This window comes from Vogesella indigofera, from assembly GCF_028548395.1.
GTDB lineage: Bacteria > Pseudomonadota > Gammaproteobacteria > Burkholderiales > Chromobacteriaceae > Vogesella > Vogesella indigofera_A.
On the sequence record NZ_JAQQLA010000003.1, the window covers coordinates 734622 to 756650 of the forward strand.

Consider the following 22029-nt stretch of genomic DNA (forward strand, 5'->3'; position numbering starts at 1 on the left):
CATGTAATGAACTGGGAAGCACTGCTTTCCACCCGCCGTTTCAAACTGCAGGCCGGCAAGGTGCTGGCGTCGCAGGCGCCCGCCACGCTGGAGGCCGCGGCAGGCCTGCGCAGCGACTTTCACATCGACCACGACCGGCTGGTGTTTTCCAGCGCCTTCCGCCGCCTCGGGCGCAAGACCCAGGTGCACCCGCTGGCCAGCCACGACCACACCCACAACCGCCTCACCCACAGCGTGGAAGTCGCCAGCGTTGGCCGCAGTCTCGGCAACCGCGTCGGCGCCATGATGCAGCACGCCGAGCTGCTGCCGGCCGGCTACACGCCGTTCGATATCGGCAGCGTGGTGCAGGTCGCCTGCCTGGCCCACGACATCGGCAACCCGCCGTTTGGCCATACAGGCGAAGACGCGCTGCGCGAATGGTTCCGTGACCCGCGACATGCCCACCTGCTGCACGGCCTGTCCGCGGCGGAACAGGCCGACATCCAGACCTACGAAGGCAATGCCCATGGCCTGCGCATGGTCGCCAGCCTGGAGATGTATGGCAGCGAAGGCGGCATGCGGCTGACCTCTGCCGCGCTCGGCGCGCTGATCAAGTACCCGTGGACCTCGGACGCGCCGCGTGCGCAGGCGCGCGGCAAGTTCAACATCTACCGCACCGAGCTGGCCTACTTCGAGCATGTCGCCGCCGAACTGGGGCTGATCCGCAAGGGCGCGCACGAGTGGGCGCGTCACCCGCTGTCCTATCTGATGGAGGCCGCCGACGACATCTGCTACGCCATTCTCGACCTGGAAGACGCGGTGGAAATCGGCATTCTCGACGTGCGCGAGTTCGAGGCGCTGTTCAGCCACTTCGGCGAAACCGAGCGCCTGTGGCACACCGACGATCCACGCCAGAAGTGCGCGATGCTGCGCGGCATCGCCATCGGCCGCTGCGTCGCCGAGGTCGCCGAGAAGTTCATGGTGCATCAGGACACCCTGCTGCGCGGCAGCTTCCCCGGCAAGGACCTGATCGACGTCTGCGCGCCGCAGATCAAGGAAACCCTACTCGCCGCCAAGTTACTTGCCAGCCACAAGGTGTACCGCCACCGCACCAAGCTGGTCACCGAGCTGGCGTCCTACCCCTGCATCGGCACGGTGCTGGACGTGCTGGTGCCGGCGATCCACACCTACCTGACCCAGGGCGAAGACGCGCTCAGCGCCCGCCACCAGCTGGCGCTGAACCTGCTGCCCGCTCCACTGCACGCCGAACAGGGGCTGTACCACGCCTACATGCAGGTACTGGACTATGTCGGCGCCATGACCGACAACTATGCGGCCAACCTTGCCCGCGAAATCTCCGGGGTCGGCATCCTGTAATTCCGCCATCGCTGGCAGAACACGCTGTTCTGCCAGCAGCGCCCCACACAAGGGTTTACCCTCGCACACGGTGTCCGGGCGCTGCGCCACAATGTTTGCCCCACCCTCGCGAGTCCGTCCATGTTCGAACGCATCCTTACCATCATCCTGCCGGTACTGGTCATCGTGCTGATCGGCGGCGTGTACGCGCGCCGCGTGCGCCCGGACATGCGCGCCGCCAACAAGCTGAACATGGACGTCTGTGTGCCGCTGCTGGTGTTTTCTGCACTGGCGGCCAAGGATTTCGACCTGCTGGCGCACTGGAAGCTGGTGCCGGCCGCGGCACTGATCGTGCTGCTGTCCGGCGTGCTGAGCTGGCCGGTGGCGCGGCTGTGCCGCATCGACCCGCGCACCCTGCTGCCGGCAATGATGTTCAACAACTGCGGCAACATGGGTCTGCCGCTGGCGCTGCTGGCCTTCGGTCAACAGGGCTTCCAGGCCTTCGTAGTGCTGTTCATCGTCTCCAACCTGCTGCACTTCACCCTCGGCGCCTTCATTTTCAGCCATCACACCAGCCTGGCCGGGCTGCGCCGCAACCCGATCGTGATCGCCACCCTGCTCGGTCTTGTCTTTGGCCTGAGCGGCATTGCCCTGCCGGGGTGGCTGATGGCCGGCATCAAGATGCTGGGCGAGATGACCATTCCGCTGATGCTGTTCGCGCTGGGTGTGCGCATGGTGGATGTCAGCCTTGCCGGCTGGCGCGTCGGCCTGCTCGGCGCCGTGCTGTGCCCGCTGACCGGCCTGGCCAGTGCCGCGCTGGCGATCCCGCTGCTGCAGCTGGCGCCGGAGCAGACGGCGCTGGTGGTGCTGTTCGGCGCACTGCCGCCGGCGGTGCTGAATTTCCTGATGGCCGAGCTGTACCAGCAGGAGCCGGAACGCATGGCGTCCATCGTGCTGATCGGCAACCTTGCCAGCCTGCTGTTTGTGCCGTTAGGCTTGGCCTTTGCCTTGCGCTAGAGTGCCACCGACATGACCGTTACCCGCATCTGCCTGGTTCGTCACGGCGAAACCGACTGGAACGCCGAACGGCGCCTGCAAGGCCAGCTGGATATCCCGCTGAACGACAACGGCCGGCAGCAGGCTACCCGCCTCGCCGCCGCCCTCAAGCAGGCCGCCCACCCGTTTGCCGCGCTGTACAGCAGCGACCTGCAACGCGCCGCCAGCACCGCGGCGCCGATCGCGCAGCAGCTGGGGCTGGCGGTGTCCGCCCTGCCGGAGCTGCGTGAGCGCCACTTCGGCGCCTTGCAGGGCGTCACCCTCGATCAGGGGCCGAGCCAGCAGCCGCACGCCTGGCACGGCTACAGCCAGCGCGAACCGGCGCACGACCTGGGCGGCGGCGAAAGCCTGCTGGCGTTCTCCGCGCGCGTGCACCACGCGCTGGCACGGCTGGCGGCGGAACACCACGGCCAGAGCATCCTGCTGGTCTCCCACGGCGGGGTGCTGGACATGGCCTACCGCCTGGCCAGCGGCCAGCCGCTGACGGCGCAGCGTGCGGTGCCGATCCCCAATGCCGCGCTCAACTGGCTGGGCGTCGATGCCGCGCAATGGTCTATCATCGAATGGGCCGACCAGCGCCATCTGGCACAAACCCTGGACGAGCTGTAAGAAAACCGCCTCCGGCGCGACTATCAGCCAGTGCTCAAGAAGTCCCCAAGGTTGGCCGCAAAGGAGATTCATCATGCCCGACAAGCTTTTCAAGACCCCGGCCGAATGGCGCGCCATCCTCACGCCGGAACAATACTATGTCACCCGCGAGGCCGGCACCGAGCGCCCGTTCAGCGGTGATTACTACCTGCACAGCCAGGTCGGCAATTACCACTGCGTGTGCTGCGACGCTTTGCTGTTCGAATCCACCACCAAATTCGACGCCGGCTGCGGCTGGCCCAGCTTCTGGGAAGAAGCCGTCAAGGGCAGCATCCGCCGCATCCGCGACACCAGCCACGGCATGACCCGCACCGAAGTGCGCTGCAACCGCTGCGACGCCCACCTAGGCCATGTCTTCGATGACGGCCCGCCCCCCAGCGGCGAGCGCTTCTGCATCAATTCCGTGTCGCTGTACTTCATCGCCAACGAGCAGGCCGAACTGTAGCAACGCAGGGATAGTGCCAGCGCGAAGCGGAGATAATGAAATGCCGCAAATGGCGCACGCGTCATTTCTCCGCACCGAGCCCTAGCCAACACATCAAGACCATGGTTTGTTGCGCCTGACGCCGATTCGGTAAGGCATCGCGGCCAGCCCGCCGCGGTCCCTTCCCCATGTTGAATACCCTTGAACAGGCCCGTGCAACGATGACTGCGCACCGTGAAGGCCCATGGGCAGCGATTCAGCGCCTGCACCGGCGCTACGCACCAGGGAAAGCGGCTTTGCACGCCGAATCCGGTTCATGCAACAAGGCCGGCCGGGCTCAGGCTGCGCCGCGATCGCGCCTCAGACTTCCCAGTATTCCTTTTCCCTGCCCTGCACGCCCGGATTGAGCTGCTCGCGCAGACTGCGCAGTTTTTCCGGTTCGCCACGCACGCGGAACCAGCTGCCGTCTTCCTCGGCACGCTCTTCCAGCACCTGGCAATGGCTGTAGATGTCACCGCGCAGCTGTTGCGCCGACCACGGCAGCAGCAGCTCGTCTTCCACCAGATCCTGCTGGAAGAAGGAAACGATGGTCGCGTGCAGGCTGGCCACCTCCTCCGGACGACGCGCACTCATCACCACGCAGCCCGGATAGCGCTGCTGCAGTTCGGTAGTCCAGGCAGCCTGCTCGGCTTCATCTCCGACATGGTCGATCTTGTTGAACACGCGAATGCGCGGCACCTCGTCGGCACCGATTTCCTGCAGCACTTCGTCGGTCACCTCCAGCTGGCGCAGGAAACCGGGATCACTGGCATCAATCACGTGCAGCAACAGTGCCGCATCCAGCGCTTCTTCCAGCGTCGACTTGAAAGAGGCCACCAGTCCGTGAGGCAGGTTCTTGATGAAGCCGACGGTATCGCTGACCAGCACGCGTGGCACGCTTTCCGGGTAGAGGGCACGCACCGTGGTGTCCAGCGTGGCGAACAGCTTGTTGGCCACCAGCACCTCGCTACCGGTCAGCGCCCGCATCAGCGTGGACTTGCCGGCATTGGTATAGCCCACCAGCGACACGCCGCCCAAGCCCAGACCCTGACGTTCCAGACGGCGTGCGCGCTGGGTCTTGCGCTCCAGCTCCATGGCGATGATTTCGCGTTGCAGCTCGGCGATGCGGTCTCGCACCTTGCGACGGTCCAGCTCGGTATGCGATTCACCGGCACCACGCCCACCCATGCCGCTACGCTGCCGGCCTTGCGGACCGGCCAGCTTGGCCGCTTCGCGCAGGCGCGGGGCCATGTAGCCGAGGCGGGCGATTTCCACCTGCGCACGTGCCGCGCGCGAGCGGGCATTGCGATGGAAAATCTCCAGAATGACCATGGTGCGGTCCATCACCGGGCACCCCACGGCCAGCTCCAGATTGCGTGCCTGCGACGGCGAGATTTCGTGATCCACCAGCAACACGTCGAACTCGACGGTATCGGACTCCAGCGCTGGCGAGCCGGCTTCCAGATCGCCGCTGCAGACGCCGCGATTGACGAACGTGCTGACTTCTTCCAGCTTGCCCACGCCCAGATAGGCGGTGCGGTCGAAGCTGCTGCGCTTTTGCACAAAGGTCTGCACCACCTGAAAACCCAGCGTCTTGGCCAGTTCGCTCAGTTCGGCGAGCGACGCCTCGAACTCGACATCACTGACATCCGGCAACTGGACCGATGCCACCAGGGCGTAGCGGGGCTTCTCTTTGACTTCTGTTTGCATGTGCAGATTGCTTTAACTTGATGGCGAGCCCAGATAGTACTCACAAATGGCACCGTCCGTTGCCCGAATGCGTGGCAGGCAATCGCTAGCCATCAAATCCGGACGCGCGTGGAGAGAGTCCCACTTGGCGCGCACAGGCTTCATAAGCCGACGCTGTTCCTTCATCAATGACAATTTGGCAGCGCCGATGAGAATCGCCACCGAGACGAGAAGATGCAGTCATACCCCGCTCTTCTTTACCTGCCCATCGCCTTGCAACCCGAGCTGGCTTTGTCAGTGGCCCGTGCTTCGGCACCAGTGCGACATGGCGCAAGGTAAAGATATTCGCCAGAAAGGCCGCCAGAGGTTGACGCCACCGCTCATCGCGGCCGCCAGGTCATTGGCCGGCCACGGTCGGGGCGCTACTTGCCGCGATACTCGATGCGCGCGGTCATTTCCTCGATCGCCAGCGCCAGTGCCTTGGCCGTACCCGCCGCATCGCCGGCGACATCGGCGTAGTCGGTCCATTCGCCGTAACGCAGCTGCCAGCCACTCGCCGCGGCACCCTCTAGCCGCAGGATGTACTCCGGCACGGAGAACTGTTCGCCGGCCGCGGTGGTCAGCAGACGGTACTGCACCGCGTCGCCCCAGCCGTTCATGACCGGCCCTCCGCCGGAACGGGCGCCGTGCATGGCCGCCCGAAGAGATTAAAATGGTTCATCGGCCGATTCTAGCAAGCCGCCGCCGTGCCGGCTGCAGCGGTAGCGTGATGTCTGTTATGCCACGATGCGAGCGCTAGCTGACCACCGGCAACTCGTCCCAGCAGGTGGTCCAGCGCGGCGAGCGTTGCGCCTGCCGCATCTGCCAGCCCGCGCTGACCGCTTCCGACGCCAGTCGCAGCGTGCCGCTGCCATAGTGGCGGTTTACCTTATCCAGCGTTTGCAGCAAAGCGGCGCGCCGTGGATCGGTACTGACGGCAAACAGGTCCGGCTGCCGCGCCTGGGCGGCGCTTATGCCCAACAGCACCACGCCCGCCTTCTTGTAGCCATGGCCGGGCAGGTAGATCGCCTCCAGCCCGGCCAGTGCCGCCTTGACCAGCACAAAGGTGTCGGCGGCGGGGCCGGACAGCGGCACCACCGTCCAGCCGCGCTGCGGCGGCGCGTCGCCAAATGGGTTGCCACGGATACTGACGCCGACCAGCTGCGCCACGCTGCGCTGCTGGCGAAGTTTCTCGCCGACGCGGGTGGCGTGATGGGTGACCGCCGCCGCCAGCGTGGGCAGCTCGCTCACCGCGCGCGCAAACGAGCGCGACGAGATCAGCTGCTGCCGTGGTGCGGCGATGTCGTCCAGCTCGAGACAGGACACCCCGTTCAGCTCGGCCACGGTACGCTCCAGCACGATGCCGAAATGGCGCTGGATCAACTGCGGCGCGGCACGCTGCAAGTCCAGCGCGCTGTGGATACCGAGACGGGCGAGCTTGTCCGCGCTGCGCCGGCCCACGCCCCAGACCCGGCTTGCGGCCAACCTTGCCAGCAGCTTTTCCTGCCAGTCGCGCGCAAGCCAGTCCCAGGCGAACACGCCGTTGCAGCGCGGATGGGTCTTGGCCACGCTGTTGGCCAGCTTGGCCAGCGTCTTGCTGCGGCCTATGCCGACACAGGTAGGGATGCCGACGCGCTGCAACACGTCGGCGCGCAGGCCGGCCGCGTGGTGGCGCAGCTCGGGGATGCCGTCGAGAGTGATGAAGCTCTCGTCGATGGAGTAGATTTCCTGTTCGATGCCCCAGCGCGCCACCACCTGCATCATCCGTTGCGACATGTCGCCATATAGCGCGTAATTGCTGGAAAACACCGCCACACCGTGGCGGCGGCACTGTGCCGCGACCTGGTAGTACGGCAGGAAGGCGTCGATACCGAGTGCCTTGGCCTCGGCCGAGCGCGCGACGACGCAGCCGTCGTTATTGCTGAGCACAATGATGGGCTTGCCGGCCAGATCAGGACGGAACACCCGCTCGCACGAGGTGTAGAAGCTGTTGCCGTCGACCAGTGCAAAGGTACTCATGTGAAGCGCTTCACGCAGGCGGTGACCACGCCCCAGATGCACAGCTCCTGCTCGCCGCCCAGCTCCAGCGGCGCATAGGCGGCATTCTCCGCCAGCAGCGCCACGCGGCCATCGCGGCGGTGCAGGCGTTTGACGGTGAACGCACCGTCGATGGCGGCCAGTACGATGTGGCCGTGCAGCGGCGGCAGGCCGCGATCGACCACCAGCAGATCACCATGATGGATGCCGGCATCAGCCATGGAATCACCACTTACCCGCACCATGAACGAGGACGCCGCGTCACGGATCAGGTAACGGTTGAGATCCAGCAGGCTGTCCTTGTAGTCGTCGGCCGGCGACGGAAAACCGGCCGGCACGCTGACACCGAACAGCGGCACGCTCTGCGGCAACGGTGCCGCGACCGGTAGATAAAGCTGCATGCTGGCTCTCCATAATCGATCTTTTGATTGTGTACGATTTCAAATAAACTGCAAAGCCTGCTGTTGCCGTGCGGCAAGCAGCCCCTCCCACTACCCATGGCCGGAGAGCGAGAGAACCGCCGCCGCAGACCGACATCGCGCCAGCCATCACGCTGCCGCACCCCGCCTGCGGCCAACCTTGTTCACTCCACCGGCCGCACAGCGCACCATGGTGGGCACTGCCCGCCCCTGCCGCCGCCAGCAGCCGCAACAACGCACCGCGTCAAAGCGCCTATAAATCAACTATCTAGCCCGCAACGGAGACAGGCATGAAGCCGGTTCGGCGCAAACAGTTCGTCAGCTTTGGCAGCGGCTCGTCGTGGCCGCACGCCACGCCGCCGCTTGCCAGCGCGCCGCCCTCTGTCGCCCTCACCCGACCGCAACTGGGGGCGGAGTATCTGGCGTGGGCGCACTGGCTGGATGCGTTGCACAAACGCGCCAGCCTGGGCAACGAGGCCGATGCCTGGGCACTGGCGGAAGGCAAGCTGGCCTTCGTGCTGCGCCGCAGCCTGCTGCTGCGCGAAAAGGTCATGCTCGGCGGCAGCCTGTCACGGGCGGTGACCGAGGAAACCACGGCGCTGGTGCAGGAACTGGAGCAGGTGATTGGCGAGCTGACCGGGCGCGAGATGGCGCCGGTAGACGACTGGCCGCTGCCCTACCGCCTCTACCGTCGCCAGGGCGAAGCCAGCAGGCAGAATGCCGCCCCCGCCGCCGGTTACGACCGCCGTCAGGGCAGCCGCCAGCGCAAGAACCTGCTGTCGGTGCAGGCCCAGCAGGACTGCCAGCAGGCAGTGGGTTGCCTGCGGCTGGCGCTGGAGATCCTGCATCGCCAGCCGCCACTGGCCAAGTCCGACGCCTGGCAGGCAGCCAACCTCGGGCTGGCGCGGGTGATCGTGCTCGGCCACCTCAGCAGTCAGCCTAGTCACAAGCTGGCGAGTAGCTAAACTGATATTCTGCAATGGCAGCAGTTCGGCAAACCCGCGCCCAAGCTTGCGCTGCCAGCAAACTCTCCTTGCCATTGAGAGGCTTTATCTGTAAAATGTCTTTCCTCAATGGCGGGTCTCCCCGCATTGTGCGATGGTCAACCTGGTCAGGTCCGGAAGGAAGCAGCCACAGCCGTTTAGCGCAAGTGCCGGGGGTCGGGCTCGCCACCCCAATTTACCCCGTTGCCGATAGCTCACTATCGGCAACGGGCGTTTCGCATAAATTACACTGTCCTTTTTCTCGCAATCCTGCTATCATACTGATGCAAGTCAAATAAGGCTGGGCAAAGACTCGGCCATATGTTTTATTTTTTGCAAAAGTCACGCGGACACTACCCCGTCCATGATTAACAGAACTCATATGCGAGGAACGCCATGAAATTGTTTGATAAAATCCCCAATCCGCGCGAAATCCGCCGCAAGCTTGGCTTGAACCAACAGGAATTCTGGAGCCGCATCGGCGTGACCCAGTCCGGTGGTTCGCGCTATGAAAGCGGTCGCAACATGCCAAAGCCGGTACGCGAATTGCTCCGTCTGGTGCATGTCGAGCAGATCGACCTGGCAAAAGTCCGTCGTGAAGACTTCGAGATCGTTGAATATCTCAAGGAAACCCACCCGGACCTGTACAAGAGCCTGCGTAAAGCGGTTCGCGCCCGCCTTGACACCCAAGGCGAAGCAGAAGGCACCGTTGCCGAAGCCTGAGCAAGCGGCTGACGCAACCATAAAAAAACGCCCCGGTTCTCCGGGGCGTTTTTCGTTGCCTGAAGCACGACAAGGTCGGCACTGCAGGCGGCAAACGTGATCAATCTCCGGTATTGCGCACCAGCAGCACCGGCACATCGGCGATCTTCAGCACCCCTTCGGCGACACTTCCCAACAGCAGGTGCATCAGGCCGCCAATGCCATGGGTGCCCATCACCAGCAGGTCCGCTCCCCACTTGCTGGCGTCGTCCATGATGACACTGGCGATACGATCACCCCAGCTTTCGATGATGGCGGTTTCCGGCACCACACCCAGCGCCTCGGCGCGCGTCCGTGCCTGCGACAACACCTGTTCGCCCGCCTCACGAATCGAACCCTGCAACTCCGCGGCATCCAGAAACTCGGCTCCCCCCCAGCCAAACTGCGCCAGATCCACCACGTGCACCATCTTCACGGCAGCACCAACCTCCTTGGCCAGCTTGCACGCTTCAGCCAGGGCCAATGCCGATGTTTCGCTATCATCAACCGGCACAAAAATACGCTGATACATGGTGACCTCCCGTCTCGACACACGATTGAATTGCTGTATTCATACTAGATTACCGGCGCCGAGGAAAGTATTGATAAAGATTAACAGCGGGTGCAGTATGACAAAAACCCTCGCAACAGGTTAACGCATGGCACGCCTCACCTTGCCGGAGATCGACAACCCGGTGTTCGACTGCCGGCTCGACATCCGCATCAGCGATATCAATTATGGCGGCCATCTGGGCAACGATGCCGCGTTGCGCTTCGCCCACGAGGTCCGGCTGCGGTTCCTGCAAAGTCTTGACTGCACCGAGATGGATGTTTACGGTGCCGGCATCATCATGAGCGACGCGGCGGTGATCTACCGCAACGAGGCCTTCCATGGTGACACGCTGGCATTCAGCCTCGGCATCACCGACTTTAGCCGCTGCGGCTGCGATTTCATTTACCAAGCCCGACGCATGAGCGACAATGCCGCAATACTGCATATCAAGACCGGCATTGTCTTCTTTGACTACCAGCAGCGGAAAGCAACCGCTGTACCAGCCGCCTTTGCCGCGCAATTCAGACTGAAACAAGAAGGAGTCGCGACATGAAGAACTACCCCACGAACAGTCCGGAAGCCCTTGCCCGCATCCTTGCCATGTTCATGATTACCGATGGCGAAATGGAAGCGCGCGAGATCGAATCCATGGAAAGCCTGAACGTCTATGAAATCATCGGCCTGTCGCGCAAGCGCTTCATTGAGGTACTGGCCAAGTACTGCGACGACGTCTCCGACGAAGCTGAAAACGACGGCACCATCCATCTGCTGTCGCCACAGCGCGTCAACGAGGTGCTGGACTTGATCACCGATCGCAGCAAGCGCCTGCTGTGCTGCGCCATCGCGCTGGACATCTGCAAGGCCGACAGCGCGATCAGCGACCCGGAAATGCTGCTGCTGCGCCACATGATGCAGCACTGGCAGCTGTCGCTGGAAGACCTGGAAAACGAATTCATCCGCCAGTAACACCCTGGCGCGCCCTGTAGCTGAACCATAATCAGCGCAGGCACTGCTGCACCGCAACGGCCACCCTGAGTGGCCGCTTTCGTTCGGCAACTACCATCCAACACGAGCCCATCACATGCACCAGAAATTCACCGGCAGCGAGCAGTACATTGCCACCCCCGACCTGATGACCGCGGTCAACGCCGCCATCACCCTGGAACGTCCGCTACTGATCAAGGGCGAGCCCGGCACCGGCAAGACCATGCTTGCCGAACAACTGGCGAAGGCGCTGGGCAAGCAGCTGATCGTGTGGCCGGTCAAATCCACCACCAAGGCGCAGCACGGCCTGTACGAGTACGATGCCGTATCGCGCCTGCGCGACTCGCAGCTCGGCAACGAGCGCGTGCACCACATCAGCAACTACATCGTCAAAGGCAAGCTGTGGCAGGCGTTCGAGGCCAGCGAGGCACCGGTGCTGCTGATCGACGAAATCGACAAGGCCGACATCGAGTTCCCCAACGACCTGCTGCGCGAACTGGACCAGATGGAGTTCTTCGTGCACGAGACGCAGGAGCAGATCAAGGCCCACCAGCGTCCCATCATCGTCATCACCTCCAACAACGAGAAAGAGCTGCCCGACGCCTTCCTGCGCCGCTGCTTCTTCCACTACATCCGCTTCCCCGATCAGGACACCCTGCAGCGCATCGTCAACGCCCACTTCCCGACGCTGCGTGACAGCCTGCTGCGCAGTGCGCTGGAAGGCTTCCTCGCCATTCGCGAGCTGCCCGGCATCAAGAAGAAACCGTCGACCTCGGAGCTGCTGGACTGGCTGCGTCTGCTGCAGGCCGACGGCACGCCGGACGATGCCATCCAGAATGGCGGCGTACCGCCGTTTGCCGGCGCCCTGCTGAAGAACGAGCAGGACATGTCGCTACTGGAGCGCATCCTCAACGCCACCCGCGCGCGCCGCAACTGACCATGAATGAAGCCTGGACCGCCAAGCTGCAGCAGTTCGACCAGCAACTGCAGTTGGCCGCAAGGAGCGAGCACACGCGCGAGGCCTACGCGCGCGATATTGCCTATCTCGCCAGGCTGACCCGGCTGGAGCAGCCGGAACAGGTCAACACCCTCGCCGTGCAGCGGGCGCTGGCGCAGTTGCGCCACCAGGGGCTGTCGCCGCGCTCGCTGGCGCGCATCCTGTCCAGCTGGCGCAACCTGTTCCACTGGATGATCCGGCAGGAGCACATTGCGGCCAACCCTTGCGCCGGCCTGCGACCGCCACGGGCACCGCAACGCCTGCCCAAGGCGCTCAGCGTCGACGCTACCATGCAGCTGCTGGACCAACCCAGCGAGGGGCGACTGCAATGGCGCGACCACGCCATGTTTGAATTGATGTACTCCTCCGGCCTGCGCCTGAGCGAAACCACCTCACTCAATGTTGCCGACCTCGACCTGTCACAACAGCTGGTCAAGGTCAGCGGCAAGGGCAAGCGCGAACGGCTGCTGCCGGTTGGTCGCAGTGCCGCCGACGCGCTGCGCCGCTGGCTGGAAGTGCGCGGCAGCACCCAGGATGACGCGCTATTCGTGTCGGAACAGGGAACACGGCTGTCGTCGCGGCAACTGGCACGGCGACTGGAAAAATGGCGACTGCAAAGCGACTGCGAGCAGCACGTGCACCCGCACATGCTGCGCCACTCGTTTGCCAGTCACATCCTGCAGTCATCCGGCGATCTGCGCGCGGTGCAGGAAATGCTGGGCCACGCCAACCTGGCCACCACCCAGATCTACACCAGCCTCGACTTTCAGCATCTGGCCAAGGTCTACGACGGCGCCCACCCGCGCGCCAAGAAGACACCGGACAACTCGTAACGCGCGGCGCTCAGTACTGCGCGCCGAGGCTGAAATAGCCGGTCCACTGCCCGCCCTTTGCATTGCCGACCCCGACCGACCACGGCCCCAGCACGGTGTCCGCACCCAGAAACAGCGTCATACCCGGCAACCAGCTGCTATTGCGCTGATCCCACACCGTGCGCCACGCCTTGCCGGCCTCGAACGACACCCCGGCATACAGCCCGGAGCCGAGCGCCGACGGCAAGCCGGCGGCACGCCAGTACAGCATGCTGCGCAGCAAGGCGGTGCGACTGGCCAGCAGCTCGCCCGGCTGATAGCCGGACAGGTTGTTGAAGCCGCCCAGCGCATAGACCATGCCGTCGCCGCGCCCGAAGGAGCCGTCAAACCGCGCGGTGGTGCGCAGCGTGACATCGCGCGGCAGCAGCTGCGCCGCGTCTAGACGGATGCCGATACTGTGATAGCGCTCATCCAGCGCCATGGTGTACGGCGCCGACAGCGAGAACTGTGCCGCCATGCCCTGCCGCGGCCAACGTGGATTGTCCAGCTGGTCGTAGTTGAACAGCATCCGCACGCCGCGCGCACTCTGCCGCTCGCGCGCATCGTCGTAGACCGCCGCGCCGGTTTTCAGCCGCAGCGCGGTGCGGCTCTGGTACACCCCCAGCCGCAATTCACCGAACTGCCGGAAATCCCAGCCCAGATCGGCATTGGCCTGCGTGGTACCGAAGATGAAATCCGCCTCGCGCCGGTGGCCGGGCGAGTACAACGAATACAGCCGGTCCTCGTAACGCGCCGACAGGCTGGCGAACAGCTGGCTGTCGGTCGCCAGCGGCTGGTACCACTCGCTGCGCAGCATCGGCTCCTCGCCCAGCCGCAATTCGTTGAGCCACATGCCGCCGGCCGCGTTCAGCCAGCTGCGCTTGTGCTCGCCCAGCAGCGCAAAGCTGGCACGACCATGGGTGGCGCTACTCAGACTCAGGCCGGCGCGCAGGTAATTGGGGCCGACAAAGCGCTCTTCCGCCGTCACCCGTGCCACATTCTGCCCCTGCTCGAACGCGGTACGGTAGGACAGCCGCTCCAGGTCGCCATCGGCAAACACCTCGGTCAACCGACGGTGAAAGGTGTCCAGCGGCAGCGCGGTGGAAGCGGCCGACAGCCGCTGCTGCAGCGCCTGCGGGTCGACAAAGTCGAAATTGCCGGCCACCTCGACGCGGTCGATGCGCGCCGACAGCGGCGCCCGCCTCGTCGCCTGCCTGGCGGCATAGTGCTCTGCCGGCAGCGCGAACGGCGCCAGTTGCGCGGCGATGCCCTGCGCCGCGCGCCGGCCGGCTTCGACGATGTCGGCATTGCGCGCAAAATCGGCGGGAGAAAAGCCGTCCAGGATTGGCCGCAACAGCAAGTCCTGCGGCCGCATCTTCGCCAGCTGCTCCTTGCTGTTGCGCGCCACCATCAGGTAGCTGGTCTGGTCCAGCACATTGATGAAGCTGCGCAGCTGCTCCGCCTTCAGCGGCGGGGTGCCGACATCGATCACCAGCAGCACGTCGGCGCAGCCACCGAGCAGCTCTTCCACCGGCAGCTGCCGCGCCAGGCCGCCATCCACCAGTAGTCGACCGTCATGCTCCACCACATCGAACAGCCCCGGCACCGCCATGCTGGCGCGCATCGCCAGGCTCAGGTCACCACGGTCAAACACCACCGCATCGCCGCTTTCCAGATCGGTGGCCACCGCGCGAAACGGGATCGACAAGCGGTCGAAGCTGGGCTCGTCGCGGGCGCGGGTCAGCTCGCGGATGAACAGGTCGATGGCCTGAGAATTGATCGCGCCGCGCGGAATGCGCAGCTCACCGTCGCGCACGCCAAAGGACAGATCGAAGTAATTGACCAGATCGCCCTGCTTGCGCAGGTAGGGTACGTCCTGCCGTGCCGGCTTGCCCGACAGCAGTACATCCCAGTCGGCATGGCGAAACAGCCCGGCCATCTCGTCCAGAGCACGACCGCTGGCGTAGGCGCCGCCGATCAGGGCGCCGGCACTGGTGCCCGCGATGCAGGCCACCGGCACCCGCAAGCGCTCCAGCTCCTGCAGCACGCCCAAGTGGGCAAAACCGCGCGCCCCGCCCCCACCGAGTACCACCCCCAGCCGTGGCGGAGTGGCGGCATGAACCAGCAGCGGCAACAGCAGCAAGACGACGGCCAGGTGCAAGCGCCAAGATCCGGAAAAAAGCATAGGCAGTAATGACTCTTTCTGTTATTGGTCCGAGATACGATAATATAGCGGGATAATCACGTTACCCTGGCCTTCAACCTCGCCGAGTCCATCTCCACGTAATGATCGACAACATTAAAACCATTCTGGGATCCCTGGTCGGGAAGAAAAAACCCAGCGACAGCACCGTCTCCGCCACCTTGCTGGTGAAAAACCTGCCAAGTGACGAGTATTACACGGCGCTGATCGAGGTCATCAAGGCGGTCAGCAAGATCAACAAGGATGCCACGGTCACCCTGAAGGACCGCATCAGCACCCTGCTCTACGTCGACGGCCAGTCCGTGGGCATGCACAGCAAGCTGTGCAGTGAATTCCTGCGCGGCTCGCCGCGTTCAAAATCGTTCCTGCCCAGCATCCTGTCCTACTGGACCGAACTGTCCAACGGTTACCAGCTGTGCCTGCGCCAGATGCACAGCGCCAAGAATTTTGTCGTCGACGGCAACATCGAGCTGGCCACCGCCCGCGCGCTGCACCACCAGCTAAGCCTGGTGAAATGGAGCGCGCTGCGCTACATCTCGGCCGAGGGCAACACCTGGCAGCAAGCCTATCACCTGTACCAGTTCGCAGAGCAGGAACAGTTCCACACCAAGCGCATTGCGCTGTACGACCGGCTGAACAGCAGCATTTCCCCGGAAGAGCTGCTGATCCAGGCGGCGATGCTGCACCTGGCGCAGACCGACAACCTGCTGCCGCAGGAAATCGAGGCCATCCACCTGCTGCTGGAACGACTGGTGGAAGGCGTGCAGCTGGAACTGCAGGCCACGCAAAGCGAATTCCAGTACGTGATCAACCTCGACATGCCCGCCGCGCCGCAACTGCTGCGCCGCGGCGTGCTGGGTAAGGGCTGCCGCTACTGGTCCGGCGACCACGTCGTCAACCGGCTTGCCGACCTGATCCTCGATTTTGACCAGGGCATCCCGGAAGCCTTTGCCCGCGCGCTGCCGGAAATGAGCCTGGATCTGTGGCGCGACATGCTGCAGAAACTGTCGACGCGCTGGTCACAGGATGGCGGCAAGTCGATGCGCCGTCACGAACGCCTGTCGTCGACCGGCCAGGCGCGGGTGGAAGTCGGGTTTGAGCGCATCGCCCACCACCTGAAAGTCAACCGCACCCTGCCGCTGGGCGACGACAACCTGGTGCCGGAATGGCGGGTCAACGACACCAGCGAAGTCGGCATGGGGCTGATCTACATCGGCCGCGCGGTGGAAAGCCTGATCATCGGCCGCAGCATCTGGGTGTCGCAAAAAGACCGCCCCAACCAGCTCGGCATCATCCGCCGCGTGCAGCGCCTGCCGGAAGGCGGCACCCGCATCGGCGTGGAGCTGCTTGGCAGCCTGCCATTGCCGGTGATCCTCAGCGAAAACGAGCGAGAGGCAATCTCCAACCACAACGGCCTGTACATCACGCAGACCAATGCCCAGAAAGGCAAGCGCGTCTTCATCGTGCCCAAGTCCTTTGCCAAGCCGGGCAAGCTGCTCAATTTCCTCGCCAACGGCAAGTCCTACCAGATCCGCATCAGCAGCGTGATCAGCCAATTCGAGGACTGCCACCAGGTCGAATTCGAGACCCTGGAACGGCTCAGCGACTGAACTTGGTTTCCATCCGGCCAAAAAAGGCGGTCACCACTGGTGACCGCCTTTTTCATGCCCGCCTGACAGCAAGCCTGCTCACGCCGCCCGCCCCAGTACCGCGTCCAGCCAGCGCGTCGGCAGCAGCCGCTTCAGCCACCAGAACAGGTGCGTCGGAAAGGTGACCCGGTAGCGCGCCGCCGGCCGTGCGGCCAGCAAGGCCCGCTCCACCTTGGCCAGCACCGCCGTCGCCGGCAAGGTGAACGGCGCGGCGTGGCCTTCCTTCTTCAGCCGCAGCAACTGCTTTTCGTAAGAGGCGCGGTGCGCACTGTGCGCGATGTCGATGTTGGCCAGAAACTTGGCCAAGGCATTGGGACGGAAGCGGCTCTCGATCGGGCCCGGCTCGATCAGGCTGATATGGATGCCGCTCCCGGCCAGCTCCAGCCGCAGGGTGTCGCACAATCCTTCCATCGCGTACTTGCTGGCGTTGTAGGCGCCGCGATACTTCATCGCGGCAAACCCCAGCACCGAGCTGTTGAACAGTACGCGGCCATACCCCTGGCGCCGCATCACCGGTAACACCGCATTCAGCAGCTCCCAGGCGCCGAACAGGTTGGTCTCGAACTGCGCCCGCATCGCGTGGCGCGGCACGTCCTCGGCAGCGCCGGGCTGGCCGTATCCGGCATTGTTGAACAGCGCGTCCAGCGTGCCGCCGGTGCGGCGCAGCACCTCGGCCACCGCGGCGTGGATGCTGGCGCTGTCGTCCACATCCAGCGACAGCGCTTCCAGCCCCTGCTGCTGCAGACGGCTGACGTCCTCCGCCTTGCGCGCGCTGGCGAACACGCGCCAGCCCTTTGCGGCCAACCCTTGTGCCACCACCAGACCAATGCCGGACGAACAGCCGGTAATCAAGATGCTTTTGGCCGCCACGCTGCCACCCTTTCGTCAATCATTCAGGCCGCCACGATAAACAGCCGCTCGCCGGGGGTCAAACGCAACAGGCGTGTTGCCATGCGTCGCGCACGGGCAAACACAGGCGCCACTTTGTGCGGACGCAGAAAACACCTACAATGGCGACCGGTAAACCGAACAATGCATGAGGAATAAGGTAATGGCCAAATCCGCCAAGGCGCCGGCAAGCTTCGAAAGCTCGCTGGCACAACTGGAAGACATCATCCAGGCAATGGAAAGCGGCGACATGCCGCTGGATGCGGCACTCGCCTCCTACAAGCAGGGCATCGAACTGATGAAGTTCTGCCAGGCCAAGCTGGCCGATGCCGAACAACAGCTGCGGGTGCTGGAAAACGGCGAACTCAAGCCACTGGACATCAGCCATGAGCAATGAAAACTTTGTCGGCTGGATGACCGCCACCCAGCAATACGTCGAAAGAGCACTGGAAGCGGCACTGCCGGACGAACAGCGCGCCCCGCAGCAACTGCACCAGGCGATGCGCTACAGCACGCTGCAGGGCGGCAAGCGCGTGCGCCCGCTGCTGGCGTTCGCCGCCGGTGAGCTGGTTGCCGCCGATGCGGCCAACCTTGCCCGCGTGGCCTGTGCCGTGGAGATGATCCACGCCTACTCGCTGGTACACGACGACATGCCGTGCATGGACGACGATGTGCTGCGCCGCGGCAAGCCGACCTGTCACGTCGCCTACGACGAGGCCACCGCACTCCTGGTCGGCGACGCCTTGCAGACACTGGCCTTTGAACTGCTCAGCCGGCCGATGGACGGGGTACTGCCGCAACAGCAGCTGGCCATGGTGACCACCCTCGCTACCGCCTCTGGCCACGCCGGCATGGCCGGCGGCCAAGCCATCGACCTCGCCAGCGTTGGCCGCAGCCTGAACCAGACCGAGCTGGAGTTCATGCACTGCATGAAAACCGGCGCCCTGATCCGCGCCGCGGTGCTGCTCGGCGCCATGTGCGGCCAACCTCTGAGTGCCGAGCAGACCGACAGCCTCGACCATTTCGCCAAGCGCATGGGGCTGGCCTTCCAGGTGGTCGACGACGTGCTGGATGTCGAAGCCGACACCGCCACCCTCGGCAAGACCGCCGGCAAGGACGAGGCCAACGACAAGCCGACCTACGTCAGCCTGATGGGCCTGCAGGAAGCCAAGCAGTTTGCCCGCGAACTCTACAACGACGCGCTGGCCGCGCTGGCACCGTTTGGTGACAAGGCCGCGCGTCTGAAACAGCTGGCCGACTACATCGTCGCCCGCTCGTTCTGAACGACAACACAACACAACAACAATATGACCACACTGCTCGACACCATCCACAGCCCGGCGGACCTGCGCCAGCTGAAACGCGGCGACCTACCGCAGCTTGCGCGCGAGCTGCGCGAATTCATCGTCGAATCGGTGAGCAAGACCGGCGGACACTTCGCCTCCAACCTCGGCAGCGTGGAGCTGACCGTCGCCCTGCACTACGTGTTCAACACCCCGGACGACCGTCTGGTGTGGGACGTCGGCCACCAGACCTATCCGCACAAGATTCTCACCGGCCGCCGCGAGCGCATGGGCAGCATGCGCCAGCAGGGCGGCCTCGCCGGCTTTCCCAAGCGTGACGAATCCGAGTACGACACCTTCGGCGTCGGCCATTCGTCCACTTCCATCGGCGCCGCGCTGGGCATGGCGGTCGCAGCACAGCTGCAGGGCATCGAGCGCCACTGCGTCGCCATCATCGGCGACGGTTCGATGACCGCCGGCCAAGCGTTCGAGGCGCTGAACAACGCCGGCGCGATGGACACCAACCTGCTGGTGATCCTCAACGACAACGACATGTCGATCTCGCCCAATGTCGGCGCGCTCAACAACTACCTGGCCAAGATCATGTCCGGCCGCTTCTATGCCGCCGTGCGCCAAGGCTCCAACAAGGTGCTGAGCGGCATCGCCCCGCCGCTGCGCGACATCGCCAGCAAGGTGGAAGAACACGTGAAGGGCTTTTTCACGCCCGGCACGCTGTTCGAGGAGTTCGGCTTCAACTACATCGGCCCGATCGACGGCCACGATGTCGACGTGCTGACCGACACCCTCAACAACATAAAGAGCCTGAAAGGCCCGCAGTTCCTGCACATCGTCACCAAGAAGGGTCAGGGCTACAAGCTGGCCGAAAACGATCCGGTGAAATACCACGGCGTGACCAAGTTCGACCCGGCCAACGGCCTGGTCGGCAGCAAGAGCGGCGGCAAGCCGCAGTACACCCAGGTGTTCGGCGACTGGATCTGCGACATGGCCAAGCTCGATTCGCGCCTGGTCGGCATCACCCCGGCGATGCGCGAAGGCTCCGGCCTGGTGCGCTTCGAGCAGGAATATCCGCAGCGCTACTTCGACGTCGCCATCGCCGAGCAGCACGCGGTGACCTTTGCCGCCGGCCTCGCCTGTGACGGCCTGAAGCCGGTGGTGGCGATCTACTCCACCTTCCTGCAGCGCGCCTACGACCAGCTGATCCACGACGTGGCGCTGCAGAACCTGCCGGTGGTGTTCGCCATCGACCGCGCCGGCCTGGTCGGCGCCGATGGCCCGACCCACGCCGGCTCCTTCGACCTGTCCTTCCTGCGCTGCATCCCCAACATGACGGTGATGGCGCCCTCCGACGAGAACGAGTGCCGCCAGATGCTGTACACCGCGTTCACGCTGGATGGCCCGAGCGCGGTGCGCTACCCGCGCGGCACCGGCCCTGGCGCCGCCATCGTGCCGGAAATGTCGGCACTGCCGCTGGGCAAGGGCCACATCCGCCGCCAGGGTCAGGGCAAGGTGGCGATCCTCGCCTTCGGCAGCATGGTGACGCCGGCGCTGCAGGCGGCCGCAGCGTTCGACGCCACCGTCGCCGACATGCGCTTCGTCAAGCCACTGGACGCCGAGCTGGTGAAACAGCTGGCCGCCAGCCACGAGCTGATCGTCACCGTCGAGGAAAACGCCATCATGGGCGGTGCCGGCAGTGCCTGTGGCGAAGTGCTGGCTGCGGCCAACGTACAGGTGCCGCTGCTGCACCTGGGCTTGCCGGACGACTACGTCGAGCACGGCGACCCCGCCATGCTGCTGGCCGGCTGCGGTCTCGACGCCGCCGGCATCGAAGCCAGCATCGCCGCCCGTCTGGGGCAGTAACCCGCATCGCCGGAGGGCGCGCGCATGAGTAACTGGGATCTGGGCAGCTGGCTGTCACTGGCCGATTCGCCGTATGCCGCGCTGCCGGCCATCGTCACCAGCCTCGGCATCGGCCTGCTGATGGGGGTGGAACGCGAACGCAAGAAGCGCACGCTGGCCGGCATCCGCACCTTCCCGATGACTGCGGTGTTCGGCTGCCTGCTGGCGGTGCTGTCGCAGCACGGCAGCCCGAACTGGCTGCTGCCGGCGCTGGGCCTGCTGGTGATCGCCAGCCTCGGCTTCCTGCCGCTAGGCCGCGAGGCGGAGGAAAACGAGCCGCGCACCACCACCGTGGTGGCGCTGGTCGTGGCCTACGGTCTGGGCCTGCTCTCCGCCAACGGCCTGGAAGAACTGGCCGTCGCCGTCGCCATCATCGTCACCGCCTTGATGTACCTGAAGCCGGAGTTGAGCGGCATCAGCCAGCGCCTAGACCGCCGCGACCTGCTGGCGCTGCTGCAGTTCGCCGCCCTCACCTTCATCGTGCTACCGGTGCTGCCGAACCAGGGTTTCGGCCCCTATGCCGCCTTCAATCCGTACCGGGTCTGGCTGATGGTGGTGCTGATCGTCGGCGTCGGCCTTGCCGGCTACTTCGCGGTGCGCATGCTCGGCGAGCGCGTCGGCACCCCGGTACTGGGCATCCTCGGCGGCCTGGTATCCACCACCGCCACCAGCCTGGTCTATGCCCGTGCCGCGCGCGACAATCCGGCCTCGGTGATGCTGTCGGCACGGGTAATCCTGCTCGCCAACCTGGTACTGTTCGTGCGACTGGCGCTGATCACCATCGCAGTGGCGCCGGCGGCACTGGAAGGCGCCATCCTGCTGATGGCACCGCCGCTGCTGCTCGGCCTGCTGACGGTGATGCTGCGCCCGCGCCATCCCGCCAATGACCAGCAAGAGACGCCGGCGCTGCAGCTGAGCAACCCGGCGGAGCTGAAACTGGCGCTCAGCTTCGCGCTGGTGTTCGCCATCGTGCTGGTGTGCAGCGCGTGGCTGAACGACCTGTTCGGCCAGCGCGGTGTGTACGTGATCGCGCTGATCTCCGGCCTCAACGACGTCGACGCCATCACCCTGACCGCGCTGGAGATGCTGGGCAAGCAGCAACTGGCGCTGATGCCGACGCTGCTGGCGATCAGCATCGCCATCACCAGCAATACCCTGTTCAAGTTCGGGCTGATCTCCAGCCTCGGCGGCCGCCTGCTGGCGCTGCGCTGTCTGCCGACCTTCGTGGTGATGCTGCTGGGGCTGGGCATCGGGCTCTGGCTCAACCTGATCGCGGGCTGAGCCGGCCCGGCGC

At 64.7% G+C, this 22029-nt stretch carries 22 protein-coding genes and 1 other RNA gene; 16 read left to right on the forward strand and 7 right to left on the reverse strand.

Features of this window, described 5'->3' with window-relative positions:
- Positions 1-6: 6 nt before the first annotated feature.
- The 4 genes from PQU89_RS05395 to msrB all read left to right on the forward strand — a co-directional run bounded on the left by PQU89_RS05395 (position 7) and on the right by msrB (position 3484).
- Positions 7-1356, forward strand: coding sequence for a deoxyguanosinetriphosphate triphosphohydrolase (locus tag PQU89_RS05395; RefSeq protein ID WP_272765005.1), 1350 nt, complete (start codon positions 7-9; stop codon positions 1354-1356).
- A 120-nt stretch (positions 1357-1476) separates the two neighbouring features.
- Positions 1477-2352 (forward strand): AEC family transporter, encoded by an 876-nt coding sequence (locus PQU89_RS05400; protein ID WP_272764958.1) that lies wholly within the window; start codon positions 1477-1479, stop codon positions 2350-2352.
- 12 nt (positions 2353-2364) lie between these two features.
- On the forward strand, positions 2365-3000 hold the full coding sequence (locus tag PQU89_RS05405) for a histidine phosphatase family protein (RefSeq protein ID WP_272757257.1): 636 nt from the start codon (positions 2365-2367) through the stop codon (positions 2998-3000).
- A 73-nt stretch (positions 3001-3073) separates the two neighbouring features.
- Entirely contained in the window at positions 3074-3484 is a 411-nt protein-coding gene (gene msrB, locus PQU89_RS05410; RefSeq protein ID WP_272764959.1) for a peptide-methionine (R)-S-oxide reductase MsrB, read from the forward strand.
- 339 nt (positions 3485-3823) lie between these two features.
- Here msrB and hflX read toward each other — a convergent pair whose 3' ends face one another.
- The 4 genes from hflX to PQU89_RS05430 form a co-directional block, all read right to left on the reverse strand.
- Complete coding sequence (hflX, locus tag PQU89_RS05415; RefSeq protein ID WP_272764960.1) at positions 3824-5212, reverse strand: GTPase HflX; 1389 nt, start codon at positions 5210-5212, stop codon at positions 3824-3826.
- Between the two features lie 401 nt (positions 5213-5613).
- Positions 5614-5850: a hypothetical protein gene (locus PQU89_RS05420; RefSeq protein ID WP_272764961.1), complete on the reverse strand. Its 237-nt coding sequence runs from the start codon at positions 5848-5850 to the stop codon at positions 5614-5616.
- 136 nt (positions 5851-5986) lie between these two features.
- Complete coding sequence (locus tag PQU89_RS05425; protein WP_272764962.1) at positions 5987-7249, reverse strand: Y-family DNA polymerase; 1263 nt, start codon at positions 7247-7249, stop codon at positions 5987-5989.
- Entirely contained in the window at positions 7246-7668 is a 423-nt protein-coding gene (locus PQU89_RS05430) for a LexA family protein (RefSeq protein WP_272764963.1), read from the reverse strand. Before PQU89_RS05430 ends, PQU89_RS05425 begins: the two co-directional genes overlap by 4 nt.
- 308 nt (positions 7669-7976) lie before the next feature.
- Between PQU89_RS05430 and PQU89_RS05435 the strand changes: the two genes are divergently transcribed.
- The 3 genes from PQU89_RS05435 to PQU89_RS05445 all read left to right on the forward strand — a co-directional run bounded on the left by PQU89_RS05435 (position 7977) and on the right by PQU89_RS05445 (position 9392).
- On the forward strand, positions 7977-8651 hold the full coding sequence (locus tag PQU89_RS05435; protein WP_272764964.1) for a hypothetical protein: 675 nt from the start codon (positions 7977-7979) through the stop codon (positions 8649-8651).
- Positions 8652-8761: 110 nt separating this feature from the next.
- Positions 8762-8860, forward strand: an RNA gene (gene ffs, locus PQU89_RS05440) — signal recognition particle sRNA small type.
- A 205-nt stretch (positions 8861-9065) separates the two neighbouring features.
- The gene (locus PQU89_RS05445; protein ID WP_047968489.1) at positions 9066-9392 is read left to right on the forward strand and encodes a helix-turn-helix domain-containing protein; all 327 of its coding nucleotides are present in this window, start codon (positions 9066-9068) and stop codon (positions 9390-9392) included.
- A gap of 100 nt (positions 9393-9492) precedes the next feature.
- Here the strand turns inward: PQU89_RS05445 and PQU89_RS05450 are convergent, their stop codons facing one another.
- Positions 9493-9942, reverse strand: coding sequence for a universal stress protein (locus PQU89_RS05450; protein ID WP_272757584.1), 450 nt, complete (start codon positions 9940-9942; stop codon positions 9493-9495).
- Positions 9943-10069: 127 nt separating this feature from the next.
- Between PQU89_RS05450 and PQU89_RS05455 the strand changes: the two genes are divergently transcribed.
- The 4 genes from PQU89_RS05455 (at position 10070) to PQU89_RS05470 (ending at position 12777) form a co-directional block, all read left to right on the forward strand.
- Positions 10070-10516 carry an acyl-CoA thioesterase gene (locus PQU89_RS05455; RefSeq protein WP_272764965.1) on the forward strand — a complete coding sequence of 149 codons (447 nt, stop codon included), beginning with the start codon at positions 10070-10072 and terminating at the stop codon, positions 10514-10516.
- Positions 10513-10929, forward strand: a complete 417-nt coding sequence (locus tag PQU89_RS05460; RefSeq protein ID WP_272764966.1) for a hypothetical protein — start codon at positions 10513-10515, stop codon at positions 10927-10929. The genes PQU89_RS05455 and PQU89_RS05460 overlap by 4 nt, the downstream gene beginning before the upstream one ends.
- A 115-nt stretch (positions 10930-11044) precedes the next feature.
- Positions 11045-11884: an AAA family ATPase gene (locus tag PQU89_RS05465; protein WP_272764967.1), complete on the forward strand. Its 840-nt coding sequence runs from the start codon at positions 11045-11047 to the stop codon at positions 11882-11884.
- 2 nt (positions 11885-11886) lie between these two features.
- Positions 11887-12777: a tyrosine-type recombinase/integrase gene (locus tag PQU89_RS05470; protein ID WP_272764968.1), complete on the forward strand. Its 891-nt coding sequence runs from the start codon at positions 11887-11889 to the stop codon at positions 12775-12777.
- A gap of 10 nt (positions 12778-12787) precedes the next feature.
- Here the strand turns inward: PQU89_RS05470 and PQU89_RS05475 are convergent, their stop codons facing one another.
- Positions 12788-14956, reverse strand: coding sequence for a patatin-like phospholipase family protein (locus PQU89_RS05475; RefSeq protein WP_272764969.1), 2169 nt, complete (start codon positions 14954-14956; stop codon positions 12788-12790).
- Between the two features lie 125 nt (positions 14957-15081).
- Here PQU89_RS05475 and PQU89_RS05480 point away from each other — a divergent pair, with 125 nt between their 5' ends.
- Positions 15082-16608, forward strand: a complete 1527-nt coding sequence (locus tag PQU89_RS05480; protein WP_272764970.1) for a cyclic-di-GMP receptor FimW-related protein — start codon at positions 15082-15084, stop codon at positions 16606-16608.
- 78 nt (positions 16609-16686) lie between these two features.
- On the opposite strand, the gene PQU89_RS05485 is transcribed toward PQU89_RS05480, so the two are convergent.
- Positions 16687-17517 carry an SDR family oxidoreductase gene (locus tag PQU89_RS05485; protein WP_272764971.1) on the reverse strand — a complete coding sequence of 277 codons (831 nt, stop codon included), beginning with the start codon at positions 17515-17517 and terminating at the stop codon, positions 16687-16689.
- Positions 17518-17698: 181 nt separating this feature from the next.
- Between PQU89_RS05485 and PQU89_RS05490 the strand changes: the two genes are divergently transcribed.
- From PQU89_RS05490 to PQU89_RS05505, 4 genes are read left to right on the forward strand one after another with little or no spacing between them, the layout of a single operon-like run.
- A complete protein-coding gene (locus PQU89_RS05490; RefSeq protein WP_047968401.1) occupies positions 17699-17932 on the forward strand; it encodes an exodeoxyribonuclease VII small subunit in 234 nt (77 codons plus the stop codon).
- Entirely contained in the window at positions 17922-18818 is an 897-nt protein-coding gene (locus tag PQU89_RS05495) for a polyprenyl synthetase family protein (protein ID WP_272764972.1), read from the forward strand. Before PQU89_RS05490 ends, PQU89_RS05495 begins: the two co-directional genes overlap by 11 nt.
- Positions 18819-18842: 24 nt before the next feature.
- On the forward strand, positions 18843-20696 hold the full coding sequence (gene dxs, locus PQU89_RS05500; RefSeq protein ID WP_272764973.1) for a 1-deoxy-D-xylulose-5-phosphate synthase: 1854 nt from the start codon (positions 18843-18845) through the stop codon (positions 20694-20696).
- 24 nt (positions 20697-20720) lie between these two features.
- Positions 20721-22016, forward strand: a complete 1296-nt coding sequence (locus PQU89_RS05505; protein WP_272764974.1) for an MgtC/SapB family protein — start codon at positions 20721-20723, stop codon at positions 22014-22016.
- Positions 22017-22029 lie beyond the last annotated feature (13 nt).

Coding starts and splice junctions, on each gene's coding strand:
- PQU89_RS05395 (WP_272765005.1), top strand. CDS start 7: ATGAACTGGGAAGCACTGCTTTCCACCCGCCGTTTCAAACTGCAGGCC.
- PQU89_RS05400 (WP_272764958.1), top strand. CDS start 1,477: ATGTTCGAACGCATCCTTACCATCATCCTGCCGGTACTGGTCATCGTG.
- PQU89_RS05405 (WP_272757257.1), top strand. CDS start 2,365: ATGACCGTTACCCGCATCTGCCTGGTTCGTCACGGCGAAACCGACTGG.
- msrB (WP_272764959.1), top strand. CDS start 3,074: ATGCCCGACAAGCTTTTCAAGACCCCGGCCGAATGGCGCGCCATCCTC.
- hflX (WP_272764960.1), bottom strand. CDS start 5,212: ATGCAAACAGAAGTCAAAGAGAAGCCCCGCTACGCCCTGGTGGCATCG.
- PQU89_RS05420 (WP_272764961.1), bottom strand. CDS start 5,850: ATGAACGGCTGGGGCGACGCGGTGCAGTACCGTCTGCTGACCACCGCG.
- PQU89_RS05425 (WP_272764962.1), bottom strand. CDS start 7,249: ATGAGTACCTTTGCACTGGTCGACGGCAACAGCTTCTACACCTCGTGC.
- PQU89_RS05430 (WP_272764963.1), bottom strand. CDS start 7,668: ATGCAGCTTTATCTACCGGTCGCGGCACCGTTGCCGCAGAGCGTGCCG.
- PQU89_RS05435 (WP_272764964.1), top strand. CDS start 7,977: ATGAAGCCGGTTCGGCGCAAACAGTTCGTCAGCTTTGGCAGCGGCTCG.
- PQU89_RS05445 (WP_047968489.1), top strand. CDS start 9,066: ATGAAATTGTTTGATAAAATCCCCAATCCGCGCGAAATCCGCCGCAAG.
- PQU89_RS05450 (WP_272757584.1), bottom strand. CDS start 9,942: ATGTATCAGCGTATTTTTGTGCCGGTTGATGATAGCGAAACATCGGCA.
- PQU89_RS05455 (WP_272764965.1), top strand. CDS start 10,070: ATGGCACGCCTCACCTTGCCGGAGATCGACAACCCGGTGTTCGACTGC.
- PQU89_RS05460 (WP_272764966.1), top strand. CDS start 10,513: ATGAAGAACTACCCCACGAACAGTCCGGAAGCCCTTGCCCGCATCCTT.
- PQU89_RS05465 (WP_272764967.1), top strand. CDS start 11,045: ATGCACCAGAAATTCACCGGCAGCGAGCAGTACATTGCCACCCCCGAC.
- PQU89_RS05470 (WP_272764968.1), top strand. CDS start 11,887: ATGAATGAAGCCTGGACCGCCAAGCTGCAGCAGTTCGACCAGCAACTG.
- PQU89_RS05480 (WP_272764970.1), top strand. CDS start 15,082: ATGATCGACAACATTAAAACCATTCTGGGATCCCTGGTCGGGAAGAAA.
- PQU89_RS05490 (WP_047968401.1), top strand. CDS start 17,699: ATGGCCAAATCCGCCAAGGCGCCGGCAAGCTTCGAAAGCTCGCTGGCA.
- PQU89_RS05495 (WP_272764972.1), top strand. CDS start 17,922: ATGAGCAATGAAAACTTTGTCGGCTGGATGACCGCCACCCAGCAATAC.
- dxs (WP_272764973.1), top strand. CDS start 18,843: ATGACCACACTGCTCGACACCATCCACAGCCCGGCGGACCTGCGCCAG.
- PQU89_RS05505 (WP_272764974.1), top strand. CDS start 20,721: ATGAGTAACTGGGATCTGGGCAGCTGGCTGTCACTGGCCGATTCGCCG.